General features: G+C 73.0%; 19 protein-coding genes and 1 pseudogene. 13 read left to right on the top strand and 7 right to left on the bottom strand.

Annotation, left to right across the window (positions count from 1 at the left end):
• Positions 1 to 260: 260 nt before the first annotated feature.
• On the bottom strand, positions 261 to 1,124 hold the full coding sequence (locus ACTWP8_RS25950) for a hypothetical protein (RefSeq protein ID WP_443315745.1): 864 nt from the start codon (positions 1,122 to 1,124) through the stop codon (positions 261 to 263).
• 65 nt (positions 1,125 to 1,189) lie between these two features.
• Between ACTWP8_RS25950 and ACTWP8_RS25945 the strand changes: the two genes are divergently transcribed.
• The 4 genes from ACTWP8_RS25945 to ilvD all read left to right on the top strand — a co-directional run bounded on the left by ACTWP8_RS25945 (position 1,190) and on the right by ilvD (position 5,771).
• Positions 1,190 to 2,122 (top strand): Ppx/GppA phosphatase family protein, encoded by a 933-nt coding sequence (locus tag ACTWP8_RS25945; RefSeq protein ID WP_443324530.1) that lies wholly within the window; start codon positions 1,190 to 1,192, stop codon positions 2,120 to 2,122.
• Between the two features lie 70 nt (positions 2,123 to 2,192).
• Positions 2,193 to 3,017 carry a sugar phosphate isomerase/epimerase family protein gene (locus tag ACTWP8_RS25940; protein WP_443324529.1) on the top strand — a complete coding sequence of 275 codons (825 nt, stop codon included), beginning with the start codon at positions 2,193 to 2,195 and terminating at the stop codon, positions 3,015 to 3,017.
• A 122-nt stretch (positions 3,018 to 3,139) separates the two neighbouring features.
• Complete coding sequence (locus ACTWP8_RS25935; protein WP_443324528.1) at positions 3,140 to 3,751, top strand: TetR/AcrR family transcriptional regulator; 612 nt, start codon at positions 3,140 to 3,142, stop codon at positions 3,749 to 3,751.
• A 178-nt stretch (positions 3,752 to 3,929) separates the two neighbouring features.
• Positions 3,930 to 5,771 carry a dihydroxy-acid dehydratase gene (gene ilvD / locus ACTWP8_RS25930; RefSeq protein ID WP_443324527.1) on the top strand — a complete coding sequence of 614 codons (1,842 nt, stop codon included), beginning with the start codon at positions 3,930 to 3,932 and terminating at the stop codon, positions 5,769 to 5,771.
• Positions 5,772 to 5,945: 174 nt separating this feature from the next.
• Here ilvD and ACTWP8_RS25925 read toward each other — a convergent pair whose 3' ends face one another.
• The 3 genes from ACTWP8_RS25925 to ACTWP8_RS25915 form a co-directional block, all read right to left on the bottom strand.
• Complete coding sequence (locus ACTWP8_RS25925; RefSeq protein WP_443324526.1) at positions 5,946 to 6,521, bottom strand: TetR/AcrR family transcriptional regulator; 576 nt, start codon at positions 6,519 to 6,521, stop codon at positions 5,946 to 5,948.
• 80 nt (positions 6,522 to 6,601) lie between these two features.
• Complete coding sequence (locus ACTWP8_RS25920) at positions 6,602 to 6,964, bottom strand: DUF1304 domain-containing protein (protein ID WP_443324525.1); 363 nt, start codon at positions 6,962 to 6,964, stop codon at positions 6,602 to 6,604.
• A 138-nt stretch (positions 6,965 to 7,102) separates the two neighbouring features.
• Positions 7,103 to 9,790, bottom strand: a complete 2,688-nt coding sequence (locus ACTWP8_RS25915; protein ID WP_443324524.1) for a protein kinase domain-containing protein — start codon at positions 9,788 to 9,790, stop codon at positions 7,103 to 7,105.
• Positions 9,791 to 9,919: 129 nt separating this feature from the next.
• Here ACTWP8_RS25915 and ACTWP8_RS25910 point away from each other — a divergent pair, with 129 nt between their 5' ends.
• The 5 genes from ACTWP8_RS25910 to ACTWP8_RS25890 all read left to right on the top strand — a co-directional run bounded on the left by ACTWP8_RS25910 (position 9,920) and on the right by ACTWP8_RS25890 (position 14,190).
• On the top strand, positions 9,920 to 10,273 hold the full coding sequence (locus ACTWP8_RS25910) for an SH3 domain-containing protein (protein WP_443324523.1): 354 nt from the start codon (positions 9,920 to 9,922) through the stop codon (positions 10,271 to 10,273).
• A gap of 81 nt (positions 10,274 to 10,354) precedes the next feature.
• Entirely contained in the window at positions 10,355 to 10,891 is a 537-nt protein-coding gene (locus tag ACTWP8_RS25905; RefSeq protein WP_443324522.1) for a hypothetical protein, read from the top strand.
• Positions 10,892 to 11,163: 272 nt separating this feature from the next.
• Entirely contained in the window at positions 11,164 to 11,997 is an 834-nt protein-coding gene (locus ACTWP8_RS25900) for a class I SAM-dependent methyltransferase (protein ID WP_443324521.1), read from the top strand.
• A 57-nt stretch (positions 11,998 to 12,054) separates the two neighbouring features.
• On the top strand, positions 12,055 to 12,957 hold the full coding sequence (gene sigJ, locus ACTWP8_RS25895) for an RNA polymerase sigma factor SigJ (protein ID WP_443324520.1): 903 nt from the start codon (positions 12,055 to 12,057) through the stop codon (positions 12,955 to 12,957).
• Positions 12,958 to 13,059: 102 nt separating this feature from the next.
• Complete coding sequence (locus ACTWP8_RS25890) at positions 13,060 to 14,190, top strand: NAD(P)/FAD-dependent oxidoreductase (protein WP_443324519.1); 1,131 nt, start codon at positions 13,060 to 13,062, stop codon at positions 14,188 to 14,190.
• 94 nt (positions 14,191 to 14,284) lie between these two features.
• Here ACTWP8_RS25890 and ACTWP8_RS25885 read toward each other — a convergent pair whose 3' ends face one another.
• Positions 14,285 to 15,739, bottom strand: coding sequence for a M1 family metallopeptidase (locus ACTWP8_RS25885; protein ID WP_443324518.1), 1,455 nt, complete (start codon positions 15,737 to 15,739; stop codon positions 14,285 to 14,287).
• A 174-nt stretch (positions 15,740 to 15,913) separates the two neighbouring features.
• On the opposite strand from ACTWP8_RS25885, the gene ACTWP8_RS25880 reads away from it, so the two are divergent.
• From ACTWP8_RS25880 to proC, 3 genes are all read left to right on the top strand, one after another.
• Positions 15,914 to 16,780 (top strand): ABC transporter ATP-binding protein, encoded by an 867-nt coding sequence (locus ACTWP8_RS25880; RefSeq protein ID WP_443324629.1) that lies wholly within the window; start codon positions 15,914 to 15,916, stop codon positions 16,778 to 16,780.
• Positions 16,777 to 17,514 carry an ABC transporter permease gene (locus tag ACTWP8_RS25875; protein WP_443324517.1) on the top strand — a complete coding sequence of 246 codons (738 nt, stop codon included), beginning with the start codon at positions 16,777 to 16,779 and terminating at the stop codon, positions 17,512 to 17,514. The genes ACTWP8_RS25880 and ACTWP8_RS25875 overlap by 4 nt, the downstream gene beginning before the upstream one ends.
• A gap of 506 nt (positions 17,515 to 18,020) precedes the next feature.
• Positions 18,021 to 18,830 carry a pyrroline-5-carboxylate reductase gene (gene proC, locus ACTWP8_RS25870; RefSeq protein ID WP_443324516.1) on the top strand — a complete coding sequence of 270 codons (810 nt, stop codon included), beginning with the start codon at positions 18,021 to 18,023 and terminating at the stop codon, positions 18,828 to 18,830.
• Positions 18,831 to 18,911: 81 nt separating this feature from the next.
• On the opposite strand, the gene ACTWP8_RS25865 is transcribed toward proC, so the two are convergent.
• Positions 18,912 to 19,571, bottom strand: coding sequence for a cysteine hydrolase family protein (locus ACTWP8_RS25865; protein ID WP_443324628.1), 660 nt, complete (start codon positions 19,569 to 19,571; stop codon positions 18,912 to 18,914).
• A 102-nt stretch (positions 19,572 to 19,673) separates the two neighbouring features.
• Between ACTWP8_RS25865 and ACTWP8_RS25860 the strand changes: the two genes are divergently transcribed.
• On the top strand, positions 19,674 to 20,771 hold the full coding sequence (locus ACTWP8_RS25860) for a GlxA family transcriptional regulator (RefSeq protein ID WP_443324515.1): 1,098 nt from the start codon (positions 19,674 to 19,676) through the stop codon (positions 20,769 to 20,771).
• Here the strand turns inward: ACTWP8_RS25860 and ACTWP8_RS25855 are convergent.
• Positions 20,738 to 20,864 (bottom strand): annotated as a pseudogene (locus ACTWP8_RS25855) (tryptophan--tRNA ligase); the annotation flags it as partial. The gene ACTWP8_RS25860 and the pseudogene ACTWP8_RS25855 sit on opposite strands and share 34 nt — an antisense overlap.
• Positions 20,865 to 21,325 lie beyond the last annotated feature (461 nt).

Raw genomic sequence — 21,325 nt, 5'->3', positions numbered from 1 at the left:
GACGACGTTCGCGTCCACAGCCGCCAAGCCCCGCTGCTGAGCCGCGGCGGGCCACCGGTGGGAGGGGACGGGGTGGGGCGGCCCCCTCCAGGCACTAAAGCGTGATTTGTGGGCCGGCCTGCAGCCGGGCCGCAGATGTACGACGACCCGTGCCGGCCCGTAAATCATGCCGCCGGGAGGGGGCCGCCCCACCCCGTCCCCGGCACCAGAACACACAGCCCCTCCAGCCGCCGGGCCCTATCTACCGCGCCGGGCCCCGTCTACCGCGCCGGGTCCGGATCCGCCGGATGCGGAGCCATCGGCAGCAGCGACGCCATCCGCTCCTCGCACAGATCCGCGAGGCGGTGATAGGCCGCCTTGCCCATGAGCTCCGTGAGCTCCGCCCGGTACGAGACGTACACCGGCTCCCCGCCCCCGTGCGCGGAGCGCGCACTCGTGCACCACCAGTGCAGGTCGTGCCCGCCCGGCCCCCACCCCCGCCGGTCGTACTCGCCGATCGAGATGACGAGCGCCCGGCTGTCGTCCGGCCGGTCCACCCACTCGTACGTCCGCCGGATCGGCAGCTGCCAGCACACGTCCGGCTTCGTCTCCAGCGGCTCGCGCCCCTCCCGCAGCGCGAGGATGTGCAGCGCGCAGCCCGCGCCGCCCTCGAAGCCGGGGCGGTTCTGGAAGATGCAGGAGCCCTTCCAGCGCCGGGTCTGCCGCTCGCCGTCGTCGTCGACCTCGACCCACCCCGTCCTGGTCCCCACACCGTGGTGCTGCCAGATCTCGGGCGTGAGCCGCGCCGCGTGCTCGGCGACCCGCCGCTCGTCGTCCTCGTCGGAGAAGTGCGCGCCGAGCGTGCAGCAGCCGTCGTCGGCGCGGCCCGCCTGGATGCCCTGGCAGCCGCTGCCGAAGATGCACGTCCAGCGGGAGGTCAGCCAGGTCAGGTCGCAGCGGAAGACCTGTTCCTCGTCCGCGGGGTCGGGGAACTCGACCCAGGCCCGCGCGTAGTCGAGCCCCACCTCGTCCGGCTCGGATTCCGGGGAGAGCGGGGACTGCACGGGCTGAGGGGGCTGAGGAGGCTGAGGCACACGCCGCTTCTGGGCTGCTTTGCCCTGCTTGGCCTTTTTGGTCTTTGCCACGCCCCCAGGGTAAGCGGGTCCGGCCGCGTACAAGGGCGCTCACCCGCCGCAGTAGCGTGCACCGTATGAGACTCGGTGTCCTCGACGTGGGTTCGAATACGGTTCATCTGCTGGTCGTGGATGCGCACCCCGGTGCGCGCCCGCTGCCCGCCCACTCCCACAAGGCGGAGCTGCGGCTCGCCGAACTCCTCGAGGGGGACGGTGCGATCGGCCCGGACGGGATCGCGACGCTGATCGCCACCCTTCACGACGCTCTCCAGGCGGCCGAGGACAAGGGCGTCGAGGAAGTGCTCCCGTTCGCGACCTCCGCGGTCCGCGAAGCCTCCAACGCCGACGCCGTACTGGCCCAGGTCGCCGAGGAGACCGGCGTCGACCTGACCGTGCTGGAGGGCGAGGAGGAAGCCCGGCTGACCTTCCTCGCGGCCCGCCGCTGGTTCGGCTGGTCGGCGGGGCGGCTGCTCGTCGTGGACATCGGCGGCGGCTCGCTGGAGATCGCGTACGGGCTCGACGAGGACCCGGACAAGGCGGTGTCGCTGCCGCTCGGCGCGGGCCGGCTGACCACCGGCTGGCTGCCCGGCGACCCGCCGGACCCGGCGGACGTACGGGCGCTGCGCCGCCATGTGCGGACGGAGATCGCGCGGATTGTGGGCGAGTTCACACGGCTCGGCGAGCCGGACCACGTGGTCGCCACCTCGAAGACCTTCCGGCAGCTGGCCAGGATCGCGGGCGCGGCCCGTTCGGCCGAGGGTCTGTACGTGCAGCGGACCCTGACCCGCAAGGCGCTGGAGGAGTGGGTGCCGAAGCTGGCCACGATGCCCGCCGACAAGCGCGCTGAGCTGCCAGGAGTCTCCGAGGGGCGGGCGCCGCAGCTGGTCGCGGGAGCGCTGGTCGCGGAGGCCGCGATGGACCTGTTCGGGGTGGAGGAGCTGGAGATCTGCCCCTGGGCGCTGCGCGAGGGCGTCATCCTCCGCCGCCTGGACCACCTGCCGTCGTCCTGACCGGCGGCCGGGGGCAGATGGCGGGCTTGGCCCTCTTTTGCCCCGCGCGGCACGCCGTACCCTGTCTCCCGTGGCTCAACCAGTGGTGCGCATCCCGGACGCGAAGGTCGCGTTGTCCACCGCCTCCGTGTACCCGGAGTCGACGGCGGCGGCCTTCGAGGTCGCCGGGCGCCTGGGCTACGACGGCGTCGAGGTCATGGTGTGGACCGACCCGGTGAGCCAGGACATCGTCGCGCTGCGCCGCCTCTCCGACTACCACGGGGTGCCGATCCTGGCCGTGCACGCGCCCTGTCTGCTGGTCACGCAGCGGGTGTGGTCCACCGACCCGTGGACGAAGCTGCAGCGGGCGAAGTCGGCCGCGGAGAAGCTGGGCGCCTCCGCGGTCGTCGTACACCCGCCCTTTCGGTGGCAGCGCAATTACGCCAGGGACTTCGTACGCGGAATCTGGCGGATGGCCGGTGAGACCGATGTGCGGTTCGCGGTCGAGAACATGTACCCGTGGCGTTACCGGGACCGCGAGATGCTCGCGTACGCGCCCGACTGGGACGTCACCAAGGACGACTACCGGCACTTCACGATCGACCTGTCGCACACGGCGACGGCCCGCTGCGACGCGCTGTCCATGGCCGACCGGATGGGCGACCGGCTCGCTCACATCCACCTCGCCGACGGCAGCGGCTCGGGCAAGGACGAGCACCTGGTGCCCGGGCGCGGCGTCCAGCCCTGCGCCGAGCTGCTGGAGCGGCTGGCGGTCGGCGGGTTCCGCGGCCATGTGGTCGTCGAGGTCAACACCCGGCGTGCGATGTCGGCCGCCGAGCGCGAGGCCGACCTGGCGGAGGCGCTGGCCTTCACCCGGCTGCATCTCGCGTCCCCGACGGGCGCGGGAAGGCCGTGACGGGAGGGCCGGGGAAGGCCGTGACGGGGAAGGCCAGGGACGGTCGTGATGGGGAACGCCAGGGAAGGCCGTGACAGGGAAGGCCGTGAGGGGAAGGCCGTGACAGGGAAGGCCGTGACGCCGTGACCACCCACCCTCCGCGCAGACGCGGCCGCCCGGCCCGTACGGACGCCGCGGCGGGACCCGTCGCGCGGGACCGCATCCTCTCCGCCGCCCGCGCAGAGTTCGCCGCCCGCGGTTACGACAAGACGTCGATCCGGGGCATCGCCAAGGCCGCGGAGGTCGACCCGGCCCTCGTCCACCACTACTTCGGCACGAAGGAGCAGGTCTTCGCGGCGGCCATCGAGGTCTCCTTCGAGCCCGCGCTGAGCGTGCCCGACGTGCTGGCGCAGGGCCCCGAGGGGATCGGCGAGCGGCTGGCCCGCCACTTCTTCGGCATCTGGGAGAACCCGGTGACCCGGGCCCCGCTGCTGGCGGTCATCCGCTCCGCGGTGACGCACGAGGCGGCCGCGGGCGCGCTGCGGAGCTTCGTGCTGCGCAGGCTGCTGGGGCGGGTGGCGGGGGAGCTGAAGGTGCCGGACCCGAAGTTCCGGGCCGAGCTCGCCGCCTCGCAGTTGGTCGGGATCGCGATGCTGCGGTACGTGGTCAAGGTCGAGCCGCTCGCGACGGCGGACATGGAGGACATCGTCGCGATGGTGGCGCCCACGCTGCAGCGGTACCTGACCGAGGCCTGAGAGTCCTGAGAGGCCTGAGAGACTTGAAGGGAAGAGGCTCAAAGAGGGCGGAAGCCGCCTCGACGGAGCCCGCCCGAAGGGCGCCCCGGCCGATTCCGGAATTCGGACAGACTGTCCAGATCTTGGAGCTGAGGCGTAGGCTCGAAAAACCATCCACATCACGAGGGAGTGGAGCCCAATGCCCGAGCTGAGGTCCCGCACCGTTACCCATGGCCGCAACATGGCGGGGGCTCGCGCCCTGCTCAGGGCCGCTGGCGTAGAGCGCGAGGACTTCGGCAAGCCGATCATCGCGGTGGCCAACAGCTTCACCGAGTTCGTGCCGGGCCACACCCACCTCCAGCCGGTCGGCCGGATCGTCTCCGACGCGATCAAGGCCGCAGGCGGCATCCCGCGCGAGTTCAACACCATCGCGGTCGACGACGGCATCGCCATGGGCCACGGCGGGATGCTCTACTCGCTGCCCTCCCGCGATCTGATCGCGGACTCCGTCGAGTACATGACCGAGGCGCACTGCGCCGACGCCCTGATCTGCATCTCCAACTGCGACAAGATCACCCCGGGCATGCTGATGGCCGCCATGCGCCTCAACATCCCGGCCGTCTTCGTCTCCGGCGGCCCGATGGAGGCCGGCAAGGCGACCCTCGTCAATGGCACGGTCCGCACCGGCCTCGACCTGATCAGCGCCATGTCCGACGCGGTCAGCGAGTCCGTCTCCGACGAGGACCTGGCCCGTATCGAAGAGGCCGCCTGCCCGACCTGCGGCTCCTGCTCCGGCATGTTCACCGCCAACTCGATGAACTGCCTCACCGAGGCGATCGGCCTCTCCCTCCCCGGCAACGGCTCGGTCCTCGCCACGCACACCGCGCGCAAGGAGCTGTACGAGGCCGCGGGCCGCACCGTCGTCGAGATCACCCGGCGCTACTACGAGCAGGACGACGAGACCGTCCTGCCGCGCTCCGTCGGCACCCGCGCCGCCTTCGAGAACGCCATGGCCCTCGATATCGCGATGGGCGGCTCCACCAACACGATCCTGCACCTGCTCGCGGCCGCCCAGGAGGCCGGGCTCGACTTCACCATGCAGGACATCGACGCCCTGTCCCGGCGCCTGCCCTGCCTGTCCAAGGTCGCGCCCAACGGCACTTACCACATGGAGGACGTGCACCGGGCCGGCGGCATCCCCGCCATCCTCGGCGAGCTCTACCGCGCGGGCCTGCTCCGCGAGGACGTGCACACCGTTCACAGCCCCACGCTCGCCGACTGGCTGAAGCAGTGGGACATCCGCGGCGGCTCCCCCTCGGCCGAGGCCGTCGAACTCTTCCACGCCGCGCCCGGATGCCGCCGCTCGGCCGAGGCCTTCTCCCAGTCCGAGCGCTGGGAGTCCCTCGACACCGACGCCGCGGGCGGCTGCATCCGCGACGTCGAGCACGCGTACTCCAAGGAGGGCGGCCTCGCCATCCTCTACGGCAACCTGGCCGAGGACGGCTGCGTGGTGAAGACGGCGGGCGTGGACGAGTCGATCTGGACCTTCGAGGGCCCGGCCGTCGTCGTCGAGTCACAGGAGGAGGCCGTCGAGGCGATCCTCTCCAAGCGGGTCAAGGAGGGCGACGTGGTCGTCGTCCGCTACGAGGGCCCCAAGGGCGGCCCCGGCATGCAGGAGATGCTCTACCCGACCTCCTTCCTCAAGGGCCGCGGCCTGGGCAAGAAGTGCGCCCTGATCACCGATGGCCGCTTCTCGGGCGGCACGTCCGGCCTGTCCCTGGGCCACGCCTCGCCCGAGGCGGCGTCCGGCGGCACGATCGCGCTCGTCGAGGACGGCGACACGATCCGGATCGACATCCCGAACCGCGCGATCGAGCTGAAGGTCTCCGACGAGGAACTGGCGGCGCGGCGCGAGGCGCTGGGCGGCGTGTACGCGCCGAAGAACCGCGACCGCAAGGTCTCGCAGGCGCTGCGGGCGTACGCGGCGATGGCGACCAGCGCGGACAAGGGCGCGGTGCGGGACGTCAGCAAACTGGGCTGATGCTCCGGCGATTGAGCCAGTGAGCCAGTGAGCCAGTGAGCGAGTGAGCGAGTGAGCGATCGGGTGGCGGGCCTGCGGGCCGCCACCCGATCGCTGTCCTGTGTGTGGCGCGCTGCTGGGGCGTAGCGCGCCGGCCCGTCCGGAAGTCCCGTACGACTGCGACTTCGTTGCCCTCTACCGGGTCCAGGCCTGGTGGATGGCGAGCAGGAGCTGCCAGACCTGGCGGGCGATGGCCTGCGGGTCCGCGTCGATCAAGCCGTGCAGCCAGTCGGCGAGGACGCCGGTGAAGGCCGTGGCCACGGCGGAAGCGGCGAGGGCGGCATGGGGCGCGCCCGTCCGTTCCCGTTCTCTCAAGGACCGCTCGCGCAGCTCCTGATGGAGCAGTTCGCCGAGCGGGCCGCTGCCGCCGGGCCGCAGCAGGGTGCGGTAGAGGTCGCGGCGGTCGGCCGCGGTGGCGAAGAACTCGGTGAGTGCCCGGGGCGGCCGCGCCGGGACCGCCGCCGGGACGGTGGCGCCGCGTTGCCAGGCGTGGAGCGCGTCCACGGCGTTGCGTACGACCTCGGCGCAGGCGTCCGTCGCAAGGGCCTGCATGTCGTCGTAGTGCAGGTAGAAGGTGGCCCGGCCGATACCCGCCCGGCGGGCCAGGGCGGAGACGCTGACCTTCTCCAGCGGGCGGGTGGCGCATTCGGCCAGCAGGGCTTCTCGTAGGCGTGCCCTGGTGCGGACGGTGCGTGGATCCTCTGCGGACATGGCGGCGGTCAACAGGCAGTCATCAGGCGGTCAACGGGCGGTCAACGGGCGGTCAACGGGCGGTCGGCGGGCGCCGGCCGTCAGCCGGCGAGCAGGACGGCGGCGAGCGCGAGTGCGCCGGGCAGGGCCTGGGCGATCAGGATGCGGCGGTTTGCGGTGGCCGCTCCGTAGATGCCCGCGATCACCACGCAGCCCAGGAAGAAGACCTGCGCGCGGAAGCCGGTCGGATCACCGGCGGCGAGCCCCCAGACGAGGCCCGCGGCCAGAAACCCGTTGTAGAGCCCCTGGTTGGCCGCCAGCGGCGCGGTGGCCCTGGCCGTCCCTGCGTCCATCCCGGAGAGCCGCAGCCCCGGCGCGCGCTGCCACAGGAACATCTCCAGCACCAGGAAGTACGCGTGGAGTGCGGCCACGACGCCGACCAGGACCTGCGCGACCGTTTGCATGGTTCGGATCCCCTTGAATGACCTGACGTGACGTGACGTCCTCTGACTTCCTGGACAACTGTACAGGAAGTCGGGGGACGCTCAGGTCGCCAGGTCTCCACACTGACCCTGGGTACGCGGCCGGGGCGCGGCCCGCCGTCACCAGTGGCCGGGCCTGCTGCCGTCTACCGCGAAGACCGTGCCGTCCGGCGCCGCGCCGAAGACCCTTCCGCCCGCCACGACCGGCGCGGGCACCGCGGCCGCGTAACCGCGGTTCTCCGGGTTCATGCGGGGCGGCGTCTGCCCGGCGAGCACGCCGCGGCGGGCGTCGATGGCCAGCAACCGGCCGTCGGCGGCGGTGAAGTAGAGCCGGTCGGCCGTCGCCGCGAGCTGCGAGGCGTTGCTGACCGAGGTCTCCATCCGCCAGAGCTCGGCTCGCTCGGGGTCCGCGGCCGGGGCGCTGCGGAGGGTGTCGACGGCCATCAACGTGCCGCCGTGGGCGAGCAGATGGACCGTGTCGCCGTGCACGCCCGTCGTCGCCGAGTCCAGCGGCACCGCCAGCGGTACGCGCCGCTCGCGGCGGCTGCCCGGGTCGTAGCGGACGACGGCGTCGGTGCGCTGCTGGAGGTCGGAGGAGGTGAGCAGGAGCGACTTGCCGTTGGCCGCGGTCCCCACCGGCGTGAGGTAGCCGGTCAGCGTGCGCTGCCAGCGGGTGTCGCCCGTGGCCGGGTCGATGGCGGTCACGAAGGTGTGCGAGCCGTCGTCCGACGTCGCCGTGCCGTACGCGGTCTGCACCTTCCCGTTTCCGTCACCGTCGCTGCCGCCGCCGCCCTTCCTGTACGCGGTGAACACCGGCAGGCCCCGCCCTGCGTACGGCCGCCGCCAGCGCTCCTCGCCCGTCGCGCCGCGCAGCGCGCGGACCGTGCCGTCACCGGAGACCAGCAGCACCGTGTCGCCCGCGTGATAGACGCGGCCTTCGTACGCCGAGACGTCCTTGCTCCAGCGGGTTGCGCCGCTCGCCGGGTCCAGGGCCTCGAGGCGGGCGCCGCCGCCGGACGAGACGGACATGACGTGGAGCAGTCCGCCGCAGAACACCGGCGCCTCGGGGGCGGCTTCCTCCGCGGCGGCTTCCTCCGCGGACTCCTCCGCGGACGCCTTGGCGGCGGCGTCCCGCGACCAGACCTCCCGGCCGGTCGCGGGATCGAGCCGGGCGGCCTTCACACCGCGGGCGGTGCAGTACAGCGACCCGCCCGCGTACGGCGCGTACGAGCAGACGGGCGCGGTGAGACCGGACCGCGCAGCGCCCGCCACGGCCACGGTGGTCCGCCACGGGTGGGACGGGGAGGTGGGCGCGGCCGCGTTGCTGCGCGTCGTGGCGGCCATGGGCCGCTCCCCGTCCGTCTGCCGTACGGCGACGGCCACACCAGCTCCGAGCAGCACGGCAGCAGCCGCCCCCAGGGCCACCCACCGAACCCGCCGCCGTCGCCGGGCAGCTATTGCGGTGGCCTGGCCCGGGTCGGACAGGATCGGCTTGTGCACGGCCGGCCCGTCCGTGGCTCCTGCGGCCGGGGCAAGGTCGCTGGCGTTCTTCGGGGTCGCTGTGGTGGCTCGGCCGCCGGACCGGGCCGTTGTGCGAGGCGCGGACCCTTCCGGCTCTTCCGGCTCTTCCGCCTCGTCCCGGTGGGCGCCCGTGCCGCGGGCGAACTCCGGCAGCGCGGCTTCGTCCGGCGTAGCCCGCAAGGACTGATGAGCCGCGGTGCTGTTGTCCGGCTCCCACGCGGCCTCAGCAGCGAAGGGCGATCCCTGCTCATGAACCTCGGGCCACTCCGGGCTCATTGGGGCCGGATGGCCGACGGCATCGGCGGTGACCCCATCGGCCCCGGGAGGCGAGTATCGCCGCTGCGCGGGCACGCGCGCGTGCCCGCGCGCGGTGGCAGCCGACCCCCGGCCGCCGACCGAGCCTGTGCCGCCCACCGCGGTGTCGGCCGCGCCCGGGCCGCCCCCCGCGGCGTCACCGTCCTCCGCCATCGCCCGCAGCATGGCCATGAGCGCGTCCGGCGTCGGCCGGTCCGCCGGGTCCTTGGCCAGGCAGGCGCGGATCATCGGAACCAGGTCTTCGGCGACGTCCGCCAAGTCCGCCTCGTCGTGGACGACTTGGTACGCCACGATGTACGGGCTCTCCGAGTCGAAGGGCCCCCGTCCCGTCGCCGCGTGCACCAGCACAGAACCCAGCGCGAAGATGTCCGCCGCGGGTCCCACCGAGCGCGGCCGCTGGAACTGCTCCGGCGCCATGAAGGGCGGTGTGCCGATCAGCTTCCCCGTCTCCGTCCGGAGATTGCTGTCCGACGGCCGGGAGATCCCGAAGTCGATGACTTTCGGGCCGTCTTCGGCCAGCAGCACGTTGCCCGGCTTCAGATCGCGGTGCACGACACCGGCCCGGTGGATGTCGCGCAGCGCCTCCGCGAGCCCGGCCGCGAGCCGCCGCACCTCCGGCGACGCCAGCGGGCCGTTCCGCTTCACGTGGTCGGCGAGCGTGGGGCCGGGGATGAAGAGGGTGGCCATCCAGGGCCGTACGGCGTCGGGGTCCGCGTCGACGACCGGCGCGGTGAAGGCCCCGCTCACCCGCCGGGCCGCGGCCACCTCCTGCCGGAAGCGCGCGCGGAACTCGTCGTCCGCGGCGAAGTCCGCGTGGATCACCTTCACCGCGAGCCGCAGCCCGGACGCGGAGCGGGCGAGGTGGACGACGCCCATGCCGCCGGAGCCCAGGCGTGCCTCGAGCCGGTACTGCCCGGCGTATTCCGGATCCTCCGCTTCCGGGCCCCTCCCGGCACTGCGCAGCGGCGGCATCGCCCACCCCCGTGTATTCGGCCGCAGTTGCGACTTTCAGGAGCCTAGTCGATGACGCGTACGGGACAGGCAGGGCTTGCTAGCCTCCGCATGTCGTCCAAAACTTCAAAAAACGGGGGAGGGGCCGTTATGGCCACGGAAGAGGTTCTGGCGAAGACGGTGGGGATCGGGGAGCCGGCGGAGACGGCGGAGAGACCCACCACGACGGCCGTCGAGGTGACCGCCGCGCCCGACCAGGTCACGTACCCGGTCGCGCCCGGCTACCGCCTGAACGTCCGCAGCGGACCCAGCACCAGCAGCCGCCTGGTGAGGGTGCTGCCGTACGGCGCGCGCGTGCCGATCCACTGCCAGCGCCCTGGCGAGACGGTCAGCGGCCCGTACGGCACGACGCGGATCTGGGACAAGATCGGCCGCGGGGAGTACGTATCGGACGCCTACGTGAAAACGGGCAGCGACGGTTACGTCGCCCCGCGCTGCTCCTGATTTGCCTACGTCCCGGGGCGGGGGGCGCTGCCTGTGCCCCGGCCCGGAGGCTTTCCCAGCGTCCGGGCGATAATCGTCGGCATGAGTGACGCGCAGCAGCCCGCAGGACCCCGGCCGGAACCGCTCCGGTTCTTCGGCACGACATGGGTGAACCACGACGGGAACTACGGGCTGCGGCGCGCCGGAGTCGCCGCGGGCTCGCTGCTCGCGGCCGCGGCGGGGGCGTTTCTGCTGCGCTTCGGCTACCAGGGTCTGGCCATCGCCGCCGTCAGCGGCTTCGTCAGCGTGCTGGTGATCGTGATGTTCGCGGCGTGCAGCGCGCTCGCCTTCCGCCGCACGTGGGAGGGCTTCACGCGGCGGGCGGAACCGGGGGACGCCTCCGTTGAGCGGTCGATGCAGAGCCTCCGGATGGTCGGCTTCATCGGCGTGCTGCTCGCCTGGTTCCTGCGCAGCCTGGTCGAGGCCCCGGGCGAGAAGCTCCACCGCGCCGAGTACGAGCGCGAGCGCACCCTCTACGAGCGCCGCCGCGCCACGCGCGCAGGCAACCCGGCCGCCCGTGCGGCGGCCACCAACAGCCCTTCGAGCAGCCCTTCGACGAAGAGGCGCAAGCGCCGCTGACCGCTCGCACGCCGACCCGTACGCCGACCCGCTCGTAAGTGGTTCAGCCGCACTCCCGAGCTGCTGCGTCTCACCCCAACGGCCAGGTCACTGCTGCGCTGACGGCCAGGCGCGGCCGCGCGGGCGGGGACGGCGGGCGCGGCCGCGCGGGCGGGGACGGCGGGCGGGGGACCGCGGGCGCACGACGCGCCGGTCCGGACCGCGCGCCGGTCGGCAACGCACCGCACCGGACGCGGTCTTGACCGGGCTCGCCGCCCCGGCAGGATGTCCGCATGACCTCCCCGCCGGAGCCACCAGCCCGCAGTCTGCCCGGGAGTCCGCAGAACACCCACCCCCTCCACGCGCTCTCCTTCGACGCCGTCGCCGTCCAGTACGCCGCCGCCCGCCCCGGTTACCCACCGCGTCTCTTCGACACCGTCGAGCTGTTGGCCGGGCGGCCCCTCGCCGGGGCCGACGTGGTCGACGTCGGGGCGGGCACCGGGATCGCCACCCGGCTGCTGCGTGGGCGCGGCGCCCGTGTGACCGCCGTCGAGCCCGGAGCCGCCATGGCCGCGCAGCTGCACGCCGCCCTGCCCGAGGTCCCGCTCATCCGCGGGGACGGCAACGACCTGCCGCTCACGGACGAGAGCGCCGATCTCGTCACGTACGCCCAGTCCTGGCACTGGACCGACCCCGCCCGCTCCGTGCCCGAGGCGCTGCGCGTGCTCCGCCCCGGCGGGGCCCTCGTCGTGTGGTGGAACGTGCCCGACCCGGACGTGCCGTGGGCCGCCGAGCAGGAGGCCCGGCTCGCCCGCCGGCTGCCCGGCTACCACGCGAAGGACGTGGCCCCGCACGCCGACGCGATCATCGAAGGTCTCGGCCTCGGCCCCGGCATCCGCCCGGTCCGCACCCGCCTGCACTGGACGCGCAAGGTCTCCCTCGACACCCACCTCGCGATGCTCGGCAGCCGCTCGCACCTCATCGTCATCGGCCCCGAGAACGCCGGCCCCGTCCTCCAGGACGAGCGGGCGGAGCTGCTCCGCCTCTTCCCCGACGGCATCGTCGAGGAGGCGTACGCGGTCGACGTCACTGTCACACTCCGCCCGGCTGCTTCGTCCTTCTCGTAGGCCTGATAGGCCCTGACAGGCCCCACGAGGACATACGAGGAGAGGCAGGCGGCGCCCATGGCGGAGCTGAGCGCGTTCGAGGAGCACCGAGGCCGCCTGTGGGGCGTCGCCTACCGGATCACCGGGTCCGTCGCCGACGCAGACGACGCCGTCCAGGAAGCCTGGCTGCGCTGGCAGGCGCTGCCCGACGGCGAGGCCGCCGACCCCCGCGCGTACCTCACCACCGTCGTCAGCCGCATCTGCTACGACCAGCTCGGCTCGGCCCGCTCCCGGCGCGAGACCTACGTCGGGCCCTGGCTCCCCGAGCCCGTCGTTGCCGCCTCCGCCGACGACGCCGAGGCGCTCGCGCTCGACCCGCAGGACCGGGTGACGCTCGACGAGTCCGTCAGCATGGCCCTGCTCACGGTCCTGGAGCGGCTCACCCCCGCCGAGCGCACGGCCTTCGTCCTGCACGACGTCTTCGCCGTGCCGTTCCCCGAGATCGCCGAAGTCGTCGGCCGCACCCCCGAGTCCGTACGGCAGCTGGCCTCGCGCGCCCGCAAGCACGTACGGGCCGGGGTCCCGCGCCGGGCGGTGGACCGCACTGAGCACCGGAGGGCGGTCGAGGCGTTCCTCGCGGCCGTGGCGGGCGGGGAGTTCGACGGGCTGTTGAAGATCCTCGACCCCGGGGTCGTCTGGCGCTCCGACGGCGGTGGCAAGGTCACCGCGGCCCGCGTGCCGGTGGTCGGCGACGAGAAGGTGGCCCGCTTCGTACAGCGCCTGGCGCGCGGCTTCGACCCGGCCCGGATGGCCGTGCTCGTACGGGACGTCAACGGCGCGCCGGGACTCGTCTTCGTCGACCCGGTGGGCGAGCAGGCGGCGGTCTTCGCCTTCACCGTCGCCGAGAACGGGCTGATCGCCGGGATCGACGCGGTCCTCAACCCGGACAAGCTCCGCCACCTCGACCTGGACGCGCTGTGACGGAGGTCGCTGTGGGCCGAGGTCGCTGTGACCGAGGTCATCGTCACACCCTGAGCCGCCGCGTCGTCCCCGTGGTGACAACCGCTCATCCGAGGAGGAGACATGGCGAGGCGCAGGCACACCCGGCACACCCGTCATCAGCAGCAGGTCGTGGTCCTCGGCGCCGGTTACGCGGGCCTGATGGCCGCACTCCGGCTGGCCGCCCACCACGACGTCACGCTCATCGACCCGAGCGACCGCTTCACCGAGCGCGTACGGCTGCACGAACTCGCCGCGGGGCGACCCGATGTGACCCTCCCGCTCGCCGGATTTCTCGACGGCACCGGTGTCACCCACATCACCGCGCGCGCCACGGACATCGACACCGCCGCCCGCTCCGTCCGTACGGACGACGGCCGCAGCGTTCCGTACGACCGGCTCGTCTACGCGCTGGGCAGCCGCACCGACATCCGCGGCGGGGTCCTCGGCACCGGCAGCCGCGCCTACACCACAGAGTCCGCGGAGGCGCTGCGCAAGCGGCTGCTCGACGGGCCCGGCTCGCTCACGATCGTCGGCGGCGGCCTGACCGGCATCGAGCTGGCCGCCGAACTCGCCGAGTCCTGCGCGGACTGGGAGGTGCGGCTGCTGACGTCCGGCCAACTGGGCGCCGGGCTCTCGGAGAAGGGCCGCGGCCATGTCGTCGGGGCCCTCCACGCGCGCGGGGTCCGGATCGAGGAGGGTCACCGGGTCGGCTCCGCCGACGAGGTGGACGCCGACGCCGTGCTCTGGGCCGCCTCCATGACCGCCGCGACCGACCTGGCGGCCCGCGCCGGGCTGGCCGTCGACGGGAGCGGGCGGGTGCTGGTCGACGCGGCGCTGCGCTCGGTCTCGCACCCCGAGGTCTACGCGGCCGGGGACGCCGCCGCGTCCTTCTCGCCCGCCGCCGGTCCGCTGCGCATGGCCTGTGCGACCGCGATGCCCACGGGCGCGCACGCGGCCGCCGCGATCACGGCGGAGGCGCGCGGCGAGGAGCCGCGGCCGCTGCGCTTCGGATTCGTGTCGCAGGGCGTGAGCCTCGGCCGGAGAGACGGGCTGATCCAGCTCGTACGGCCGGACGACTCGCCGCGCGAACGGGCCCTCACCGGCCGCCCGGCGGCCCGGGTCAAGGAACAGGTGGTCCGCTCGACGATCCGCCTCCTCCACCTGGCGGCCCGCCACCCGTCGGCCCTCCGCCTGGTCCCCGGCATCGGCTGACCTGACGCGGCGGGGCCTGATCTGGCCTGCCCTGATGTGTCCTGGCCTGGCTCCCGAAGCCGCGGACTGACTCCCGAAGCCGTGCAGGAGAGCGCTAATTGAGCGGCGCTCGGCTGGGCCGCCCGTCCTTGTAGAGCCAGGTGTCGAACAGCTCGTCCAGGTCGTGCCCCGTCCGCTCCTCGCAGTAGGCGATGAAGTCGCCCGTATCGGCATTGCGGTGCCGGTACTCGGCGGGCCACCCCTTGAGGATCCGGAAGAAGGCCCGGTCCCCGACCGCGCGCCGCAGCTGGTGCAGCGCCATCGCGCCGCGGTCGTAGACCGGGTCGCCCGAGAGGTTCTCGGCGCGGCCCGGGTCGCCCGGCGGGAAGGCCCACAACTCCTCGTCCTCGTCCGTCGCGTAGAGGTCGTCGAAGGTCGTCTGCGCCGAGTCCCCGCCGTGCTGCTCCTCCCACAGCCACTCCGCGTACGACGCGAAGCCCTCGTTGAGCCACATGTCCCGCCAGGTCCTCGGCGTCACGGAGTTGCCGAACCACTGGTGCGCCAGCTCGTGCAGCACCGTCGAGTGGTCCGGCGCGCCCGGGAACAACGGCTTCGTCTGGACCTCCAGCGCGTAGTCGACGTCCTTCGGCCGGTGGTCGACGATCGAGCCCGAGGAGGAGAAGGGGTACGGCCCGAAGAGACCCGCTTCCCACTCCAGGATCTCCCCGATCCCGGCCAGCGGCTTCCGGCTCTTCCCGGTCTCGCGCGGGTCCACGGCGACCAGCAGCGGCAGCCCGCTCGCCGTCTCCGACCGGCTCACCTCGAACTTCCCGATGGTGGCGGTGGCGAGATAACTCGCCAGCGGCTCGGCGCTGTGCCAGCTGAAGGTGGTGCGGCCGTCCTGCGTCCGCTCGTCGCGCAGCTCGCCGTTCGAGAGGGCGGTCCAGCCCCGCGGGACGGTGATCTCGACGTCGTAGGCGGCCTTGTCGCCGGGGTGGTTGTTGCCCGGGAACCAGGTCATGGCCCCTGCGGGCTCACCGACCACGTACGCCCCGTCGTCCGTCGGCACCCAGCCCTCGGTCGAGCCGTCGGGGTCGGTGAGGGTGCGGGGGCGGCCGCCGTACGCGACGGTCGTACGGAACGTGGCGCCCTTCCCGACGGTGCGGTCCGGCCGGAGGATCAGCTCGTTCCCTTCGCGCCGCGCCTCCGCCTTCCGCCCGTCGACGGACACGCTCCTGACGGCCAGGCCTGCGAGGTCGAGGCTGAAGCTGCGCAGCGCGTGGGTGGCTCGGGCGGTGACGACGGCGGTGGCGTCGAGACGGCGGCTGTGCACGTCGTAGTCGAGCCGCAGCGCGTAGTGGTCCACGTCGTACCCGCCGTTCCCGAGCCGTGGGAACAGCGGATCCCCGGCCCCATGCGCCCCCGCCCTGCCGCCGTCACCACCCTCTTCGCCGGCCGTGCACGACGCCACGCCTGGGGCCGACAGCAGCACGGCGGCGAGAGCGGCGGGCAGCAGGCCGCGGGCGCGGGGGCGTGGGCGCGCACGGGGGCGGGGGAGCGGAGGAGCCACAGCGCAGACCCTACGGGCCTCCGGACGTCCGGGGCCTACGGCTTACGGACGTCCGGGCCTACGGACGTCCGGGCCTACGGACGTCCGGGGCCTACGGACTCCCGGGTGCCGCCATTCCGCGCCGGGCAACGCCCTTGACTCGCCCGGCCCGGCGGGCGCATTATTCAACGCATGATGAATAAATCCGCTGGGCGCGTCGCCGGACGCGCCGGTACGGGTGCCGCCGGGCGTGCCTTCCGGGGGGACCCCGGACGTGCCGAGTCCGCCGTCCGGGCCCGCGGCCTCAGCGTCGTACGCGGTGGCCGCACCGTCCTCGACAACCTCGACTTCGACATCCCGTATGGCCAGGTCATCGGGCTCCTCGGGCCGAGCGGCTGCGGCAAGTCGACGCTCATGCGCGCACTCGTCGGAACCCAGGCCAAGGTCACCGGCACGCTCGACGTCCTCGGCCGCCCGGCCGGTTCACCCCCGTTGCGCTCCCTCGTCGGCTACGTCACCCAGGACCCGTCCGTCTACGACGACCTGACGGCCCGCCAGAACCTCGACTACTACGCCGCGATCCTCGACCCCCGGCTCAGCCGCACGGACCGGCTCGCCCAGGTCGACCGCGCCCTCGGGGAGGTCGACCTCACCGACCACGCCGACGCCCTCGCCGGGAACTTGTCCGGGGGCCAGCGCTCCCGCGTCTCCCTCGCGGTGGCCCTGCTCGGCGCCCCGGAGCTGCTCGTACTCGACGAGCCGACGGTCGGGCTCGACCCCGTACTCCGCCGTGACCTGTGGAACCTCTTCCACCGCCTCGCAGGAGAGCGCGGCACCACGCTCCTCGTCTCCTCGCACGTCATGGACGAGGCCGAGCGCTGCCAGCGGCTGCTGCTCATGCGGGCAGGCCGGATCCTCGCCGACGACACACCGGAGGTGCTGCGCGAGCGTACGGCCAGCGACACCGTCGAGGGCGCCTTCCTGCACCTCGTCGACGCCGCGAAGCAGGGGGACGCAGCGCATCAGAAAGCTGCTACGAAGCAGGAGGGAGCGGCCCGATGAACGCCACCCGGACTCTGGCCACGGCCCGCCGCGTGCTGCGCCAGCTCAGCCACGACCGACGCACGATCGCGCTGCTTCTGCTCGTGCCGTGCCTGCTGCTCGTCCTGCTGTACTTCGTCTTCGACGCCAGCCCGAGCTCCTTCGACAGCATTGGCGCCTCGCTGCTCGGCATCTTCCCGATGGTGACGATGTTCCTGGTCACCTCGATCGCCACGCTGCGCGAGCGCACCTCCGGCACGCTGGAACGGCTGCTCTCGATGCCGCTGGGCAAGCCCGACCTGATCCTCGGGTACGCCCTGGCCTTCGGCGTGCTGGCCATCGCCCAGGCCGCCCTCGCCACCGGCCTCGCGCTCTGGGCACTGGACCTCGACTTCGCGGGCTCCCCGTGGCTCCTGCTCCTCGTCGCGCTACTGGACGCGCTGCTCGGCACGGCACTCGGGCTCTTCGTCTCGGCCTTCGCGGCATCCGAGTTCCAGGCGGTGCAGTTCATGCCGGCGGTGATCTTCCCGCAGATCCTGCTGTGCGGGCTCTTCGCGCCGCGCGACACGATGCAGCCGGTGCTGGAGGCGATCTCGAACGTGCTGCCCATGTCGTACGCGGTCGACGGCATGAACGAGGTGCTGCAGCACACCTCGGTCTCCGACGACTTCATCCGCGACGCCATCATCGTCGCCGCGAGCGCCCTCCTGGTCCTCACCCTGGGCGCCGCCACCCTCCGTCGCCGCACGCCCTAACACCGCCACACGCCACCGCGCTGCCGCACGGATGCGGCACTGCCCCCACGCCCCAACGCCACGACGCGTCAGCGCGGTGCCCCAGGCGCGCGTCACCTCCGCACCGCGAGCCCCGCGCGGCGCTTCGCTCCAGGTCTTCCCCCGCCCTTTCAAGGGCGGGCGGGTGGGAAGACCGCGCCGAAGGCGCGGTGCTGGCGGTGCTCGTAGGGGGATGCTGGCGGTGCCCGTGGTGCCCGCGGTACCCGGGTGCCCGGAAGGGCAAGGCCGTGCCCAGCCGGGCCCGGGATCAAGGGGCGGAGCCCCTTTGAAGGGCGGGTGGGTGGGAAGAAGCCCCGCCGGAGGCGGGGCACCGGCGCAGCGGTCGCGGCCCCACCGGAGGCGGGGCACCGGCACAGCGGTCGCGCGGGTGCCAGGATGGACCCCGCACGACGCGCGCTCACGCGCACACCCCCGCACCACGTGCGCTCACGCGCACTCCCCGCACCCCCGATGAGGTGAGCGACACCATGACGCAAAAGGTCGCCGTTCTCGGCACCGGCAAGATCGGCGAAGCCCTGCTCAGTGGCATGATCCGCGGCGGCTGGTCCCCGTCCGACCTCCTCGTCACCGCCCGCCGCACCGAACGCGCCGAAGAGCTCCGCGCCCGCTACGGCGTCGAGGCCGTCCCGAACCCCGAAGCAGCCAAGATCGCCGACACCCTCATCCTCACCGTCAAGCCCCAGGACATGGGCGCACTGCTCGACGAGCTCGCCCCCCACGTCCCCTCCGACCGCCTGGTCATCAGCGGCGCCGCCGGCATCCCCACCGCCTACTTCGAGCAGCGGCTCGCCGCCGGCACCCCGGTCGTCCGCGTCATGACCAACACCCCCGCCCTCGTCGACGAGGCCATGTCCGTCATCTCCGCGGGCAGCCACGCCACCGCCGAGCACCTCGCCCACACCGAGGAGATCTTCGGCGGCGTCGGCAAGACGCTGCGCGTCCCGGAGGCCCAGCAGGACGCGGCCACCGCCCTCTCCGGCTCCGGCCCGGCCTACTTCTACTTCCTCGTCGAGGCCATGACCGACGCCGGCATCCTCCTCGGCCTGCCCCGCGACAAGGCCCACGACCTGATCGTCCAGGCCGCCATCGGCGCCGCCGTCATGCTCCGCGACAGCGGCGAGCACCCGGTGAAGCTCCGCGAGGCCGTGACCTCCCCCGCGGGTACGACGATCAACGCCATCCGTGAGCTCGAGCGCCACGGCGTACGAGCCGCACTCCTCGCCGCCCTCGAAGCGGCCCGCGACCGCAGCCGCGAACTGGCCACCGGCAAGGGCTGACGCACCCGGGCGCGCGCCCGCCCCCGTAGGCGCGCGCCCCGCCCCCGTAAGCCTCACCCGCCCCCGTTCAAAGCCCCCCGTTCACCCCCGCCGCTCACCCCCCGCCGGCGGCGCGCCCCCACCCCTGGTTGGCCGAGCCGCACGCACCAGCTCCTCCGTCGCCACCACCTCCGCGAAGCCCCCACCGTGCAGCGACACCGCCGTCGCCCGCGCCAGCTCATCCGCGCTCAGCCGCCAGCCGTACGGCCCGCCCAAGCCGAAGGTGTACGTCGCGTCCAGCGCGAACAGCACCTCGTACCCCAGGTTTCCGCCCATCCGCGCCGTCGTCTCCGCGCACATATTCGTCTGGATGCCCGCAACGACGATCTGGCGGCTGCCCGTTCCCCTCAGCCAGGCGTCGAGGTCCGGCTCCCCGTAGAAGGCCGAGTTCACCGACTTCGTCACCAGCAGCTCCGGCCCGCTCCCCTTCCCCCGCCGCTCCGCCACGAACTCCTGGAAGTCGTTCCCCGGCTGCCCCGGCCACAGCGGCGAGTCCGGCTGCGCCGAGTCATGCCGTACGAACACCACCGGCCGTCCGCTGTCCTGCCAGGCCGCGAGCAGCGAGGCGACGTTCGCCTCGGCGGCCGGATTGTTCCGCACCCCCCAGAACTCCGCGTCGCCGAAGCCCTTCTGCACATCCACGACGATCAGCGCCGCCGTCACGTCGAGCACTCTGCTGTGCCCCGTCTCGCTGTTCTCCATGCCGAGGATCCTGCCGAGCTCGCCCACTCCCGCCCAGTGGCAGAACAGCACCGGACCGATGGATAGCTGCCAAACCCCGCCGAACCCTGGCACCCTGCCACCATGGCAGCCATGCAGCGCATCGCCCTCCTCGCCTTCCCGGGCATCCGCGCGTTCGACGTGGCCGTGATCACCGAGATCTGGGGCGTCGACCGCACCGACCGCGGTGTCCCGCCCTTCGAGCTGCGCCGCTGCGGGGAGGGCCGCGCACCCGTCGCCATGCCAGGCGGGCTCACCCTCAGCCCCGACCGCGGCCTGGGCTGGGTCCGTACGGCGGACCTCGTCGTCGTCCCCGGCCTGGAGGACCACACCGCCCGCACCCCCGAACCGGTGCTGGCCGCGCTCCGCCGCGCCCACGGCGCGGGCGTTCCGGTCGCCGCCCTGTGCGGCGGCGCCTTCACCCTCGCCGAGGCGGGCCTGCTCGACGGCCGCCGCGCCATCACCCACTGGAACCTCACCGGCCTCCTCCGCGAACGCCACCCCGCCGTCATCGTCGAACCGGACGCCCTCTTCGCCGAAGACGGCGGCATCTGGACCTCCGCGGGAGTCGCCGCTGGCATCGACCTCTGCCTCCACCTGGTCCGTATGGCCCATGGCGCTGAGGTCGCGGCGACCATCGCCCGGTCCATGGTCACCGCCCCCTTCCGCACGGGTGGCCAGGCCCAGTTCATCGAACGTCCGACGCCGCCCGCGAATCGCGACGCGGACGCCCTGGCAGCCGTACGCGAGCGGGCCCTGCGCCACCTCGACGAGCCGCTGACCGTCGCTCTGCTCGCCGGCTGGGCGGGCATGTCCCCGCGCTCCTTCGCCCGCCACTTCGCGTCCACCACCGGCACCACACCGCTCCGCTGGCTCCTCGTACAGCGGCTGGCCGCGGCGCAGAAGCTCCTCGAACGCACCGATCTGCCGATGCCCGAGGTCGCGCGCCGCGCGGGCTTCGGCAGCGAGGTCACGATGCGACAGCACTTCGCCACCCGCCTCGGCACGAGCCCGCGCGACTACCGCGCGGCTTTCTCCGCAAGGCCGTCCGCAACGACCGCGACGACCGCGACGGTCGCAACGACGGCAACGACGGCAACGACTGCGGCGGACGCCGAGGCCGCCGAGCCCGCGACAGGGCCGACAGCTCACACCGCGGGCAGCAGCCCGATCGCCCGGTAGGCCGCGTCCACCCGAGGACGCGCAAGCGCCCGCGCCCGCTCCGCCCCGGCCCTCAACACCCCGTCCACGTAGTCCTGGGTCGGCGCATGCTTCGTCACGCACCCGACTTTTCGCTCCAACGCGCCCCCGGCTATGCGTTTGAAGCGCCGCGGAGAGTCGTGTACAGTCCTTCGGGTTGTCACGGAGTCACCACGATCCCGCAGACAACTACTCGCGCCGCACCGGCGGCAAACCACTGACGCACGATCTCCCCTCGGGGACGATTTCGGCATGCCGAAATCCGAGCCGAATGCTCGATTATGAGCACCGGAGGGAATCCGCTAACGTGGTGGCTGCGCCGGAAGGCGCAGCCCCCTCCAACGGGGACCGGAATTCGAATCCGAACCGGGAACGGAACGGAAAACGGATCTGGTACGGTTGGAAACACCGAAGGGAAGCGCCCGGAGAAACCGGTGAAACGGTTTTGAAGGAAGCGTCCGTTCCTTGAGAACTCAACAGCGTGCCAAAAGTCAACGCCAGATATGTTGATACCCCGTCTCCGGGCCGTGATGGTC

Source organism: Streptomyces sp. 7N604 (genome assembly GCF_052245475.1).
Classification (GTDB): domain Bacteria; phylum Actinomycetota; class Actinomycetes; order Streptomycetales; family Streptomycetaceae; genus Streptomyces.
This window is presented reverse-complemented; position numbering and strand designations above follow the sequence as displayed.

Excerpts from the sequence above, each read along its gene's own strand:
- ACTWP8_RS25945 (WP_443324530.1), top strand. The coding sequence starts at position 1,190 with ATGAGACTCGGTGTCCTCGACGTGGGTTCGAATACGGTTCATCTGCTG.
- ilvD (WP_443324527.1), top strand. The coding sequence starts at position 3,930 with ATGCCCGAGCTGAGGTCCCGCACCGTTACCCATGGCCGCAACATGGCG.
- ACTWP8_RS25925 (WP_443324526.1), bottom strand. The coding sequence starts at position 6,521 with ATGTCCGCAGAGGATCCACGCACCGTCCGCACCAGGGCACGCCTACGA.
- ACTWP8_RS25920 (WP_443324525.1), bottom strand. The coding sequence starts at position 6,964 with ATGCAAACGGTCGCGCAGGTCCTGGTCGGCGTCGTGGCCGCACTCCAC.
- ACTWP8_RS25915 (WP_443324524.1), bottom strand. The coding sequence starts at position 9,790 with ATGCCGCCGCTGCGCAGTGCCGGGAGGGGCCCGGAAGCGGAGGATCCG.
- ACTWP8_RS25910 (WP_443324523.1), top strand. The coding sequence starts at position 9,920 with ATGGCCACGGAAGAGGTTCTGGCGAAGACGGTGGGGATCGGGGAGCCG.
- ACTWP8_RS25905 (WP_443324522.1), top strand. The coding sequence starts at position 10,355 with ATGAGTGACGCGCAGCAGCCCGCAGGACCCCGGCCGGAACCGCTCCGG.
- ACTWP8_RS25900 (WP_443324521.1), top strand. The coding sequence starts at position 11,164 with ATGACCTCCCCGCCGGAGCCACCAGCCCGCAGTCTGCCCGGGAGTCCG.
- sigJ (WP_443324520.1), top strand. The coding sequence starts at position 12,055 with ATGGCGGAGCTGAGCGCGTTCGAGGAGCACCGAGGCCGCCTGTGGGGC.
- ACTWP8_RS25890 (WP_443324519.1), top strand. The coding sequence starts at position 13,060 with ATGGCGAGGCGCAGGCACACCCGGCACACCCGTCATCAGCAGCAGGTC.
- ACTWP8_RS25880 (WP_443324629.1), top strand. The coding sequence starts at position 15,914 with ATGAATAAATCCGCTGGGCGCGTCGCCGGACGCGCCGGTACGGGTGCC.
- ACTWP8_RS25875 (WP_443324517.1), top strand. The coding sequence starts at position 16,777 with ATGAACGCCACCCGGACTCTGGCCACGGCCCGCCGCGTGCTGCGCCAG.
- proC (WP_443324516.1), top strand. The coding sequence starts at position 18,021 with ATGACGCAAAAGGTCGCCGTTCTCGGCACCGGCAAGATCGGCGAAGCC.
- ACTWP8_RS25865 (WP_443324628.1), bottom strand. The coding sequence starts at position 19,571 with ATGGAGAACAGCGAGACGGGGCACAGCAGAGTGCTCGACGTGACGGCG.
- ACTWP8_RS25860 (WP_443324515.1), top strand. The coding sequence starts at position 19,674 with ATGGCAGCCATGCAGCGCATCGCCCTCCTCGCCTTCCCGGGCATCCGC.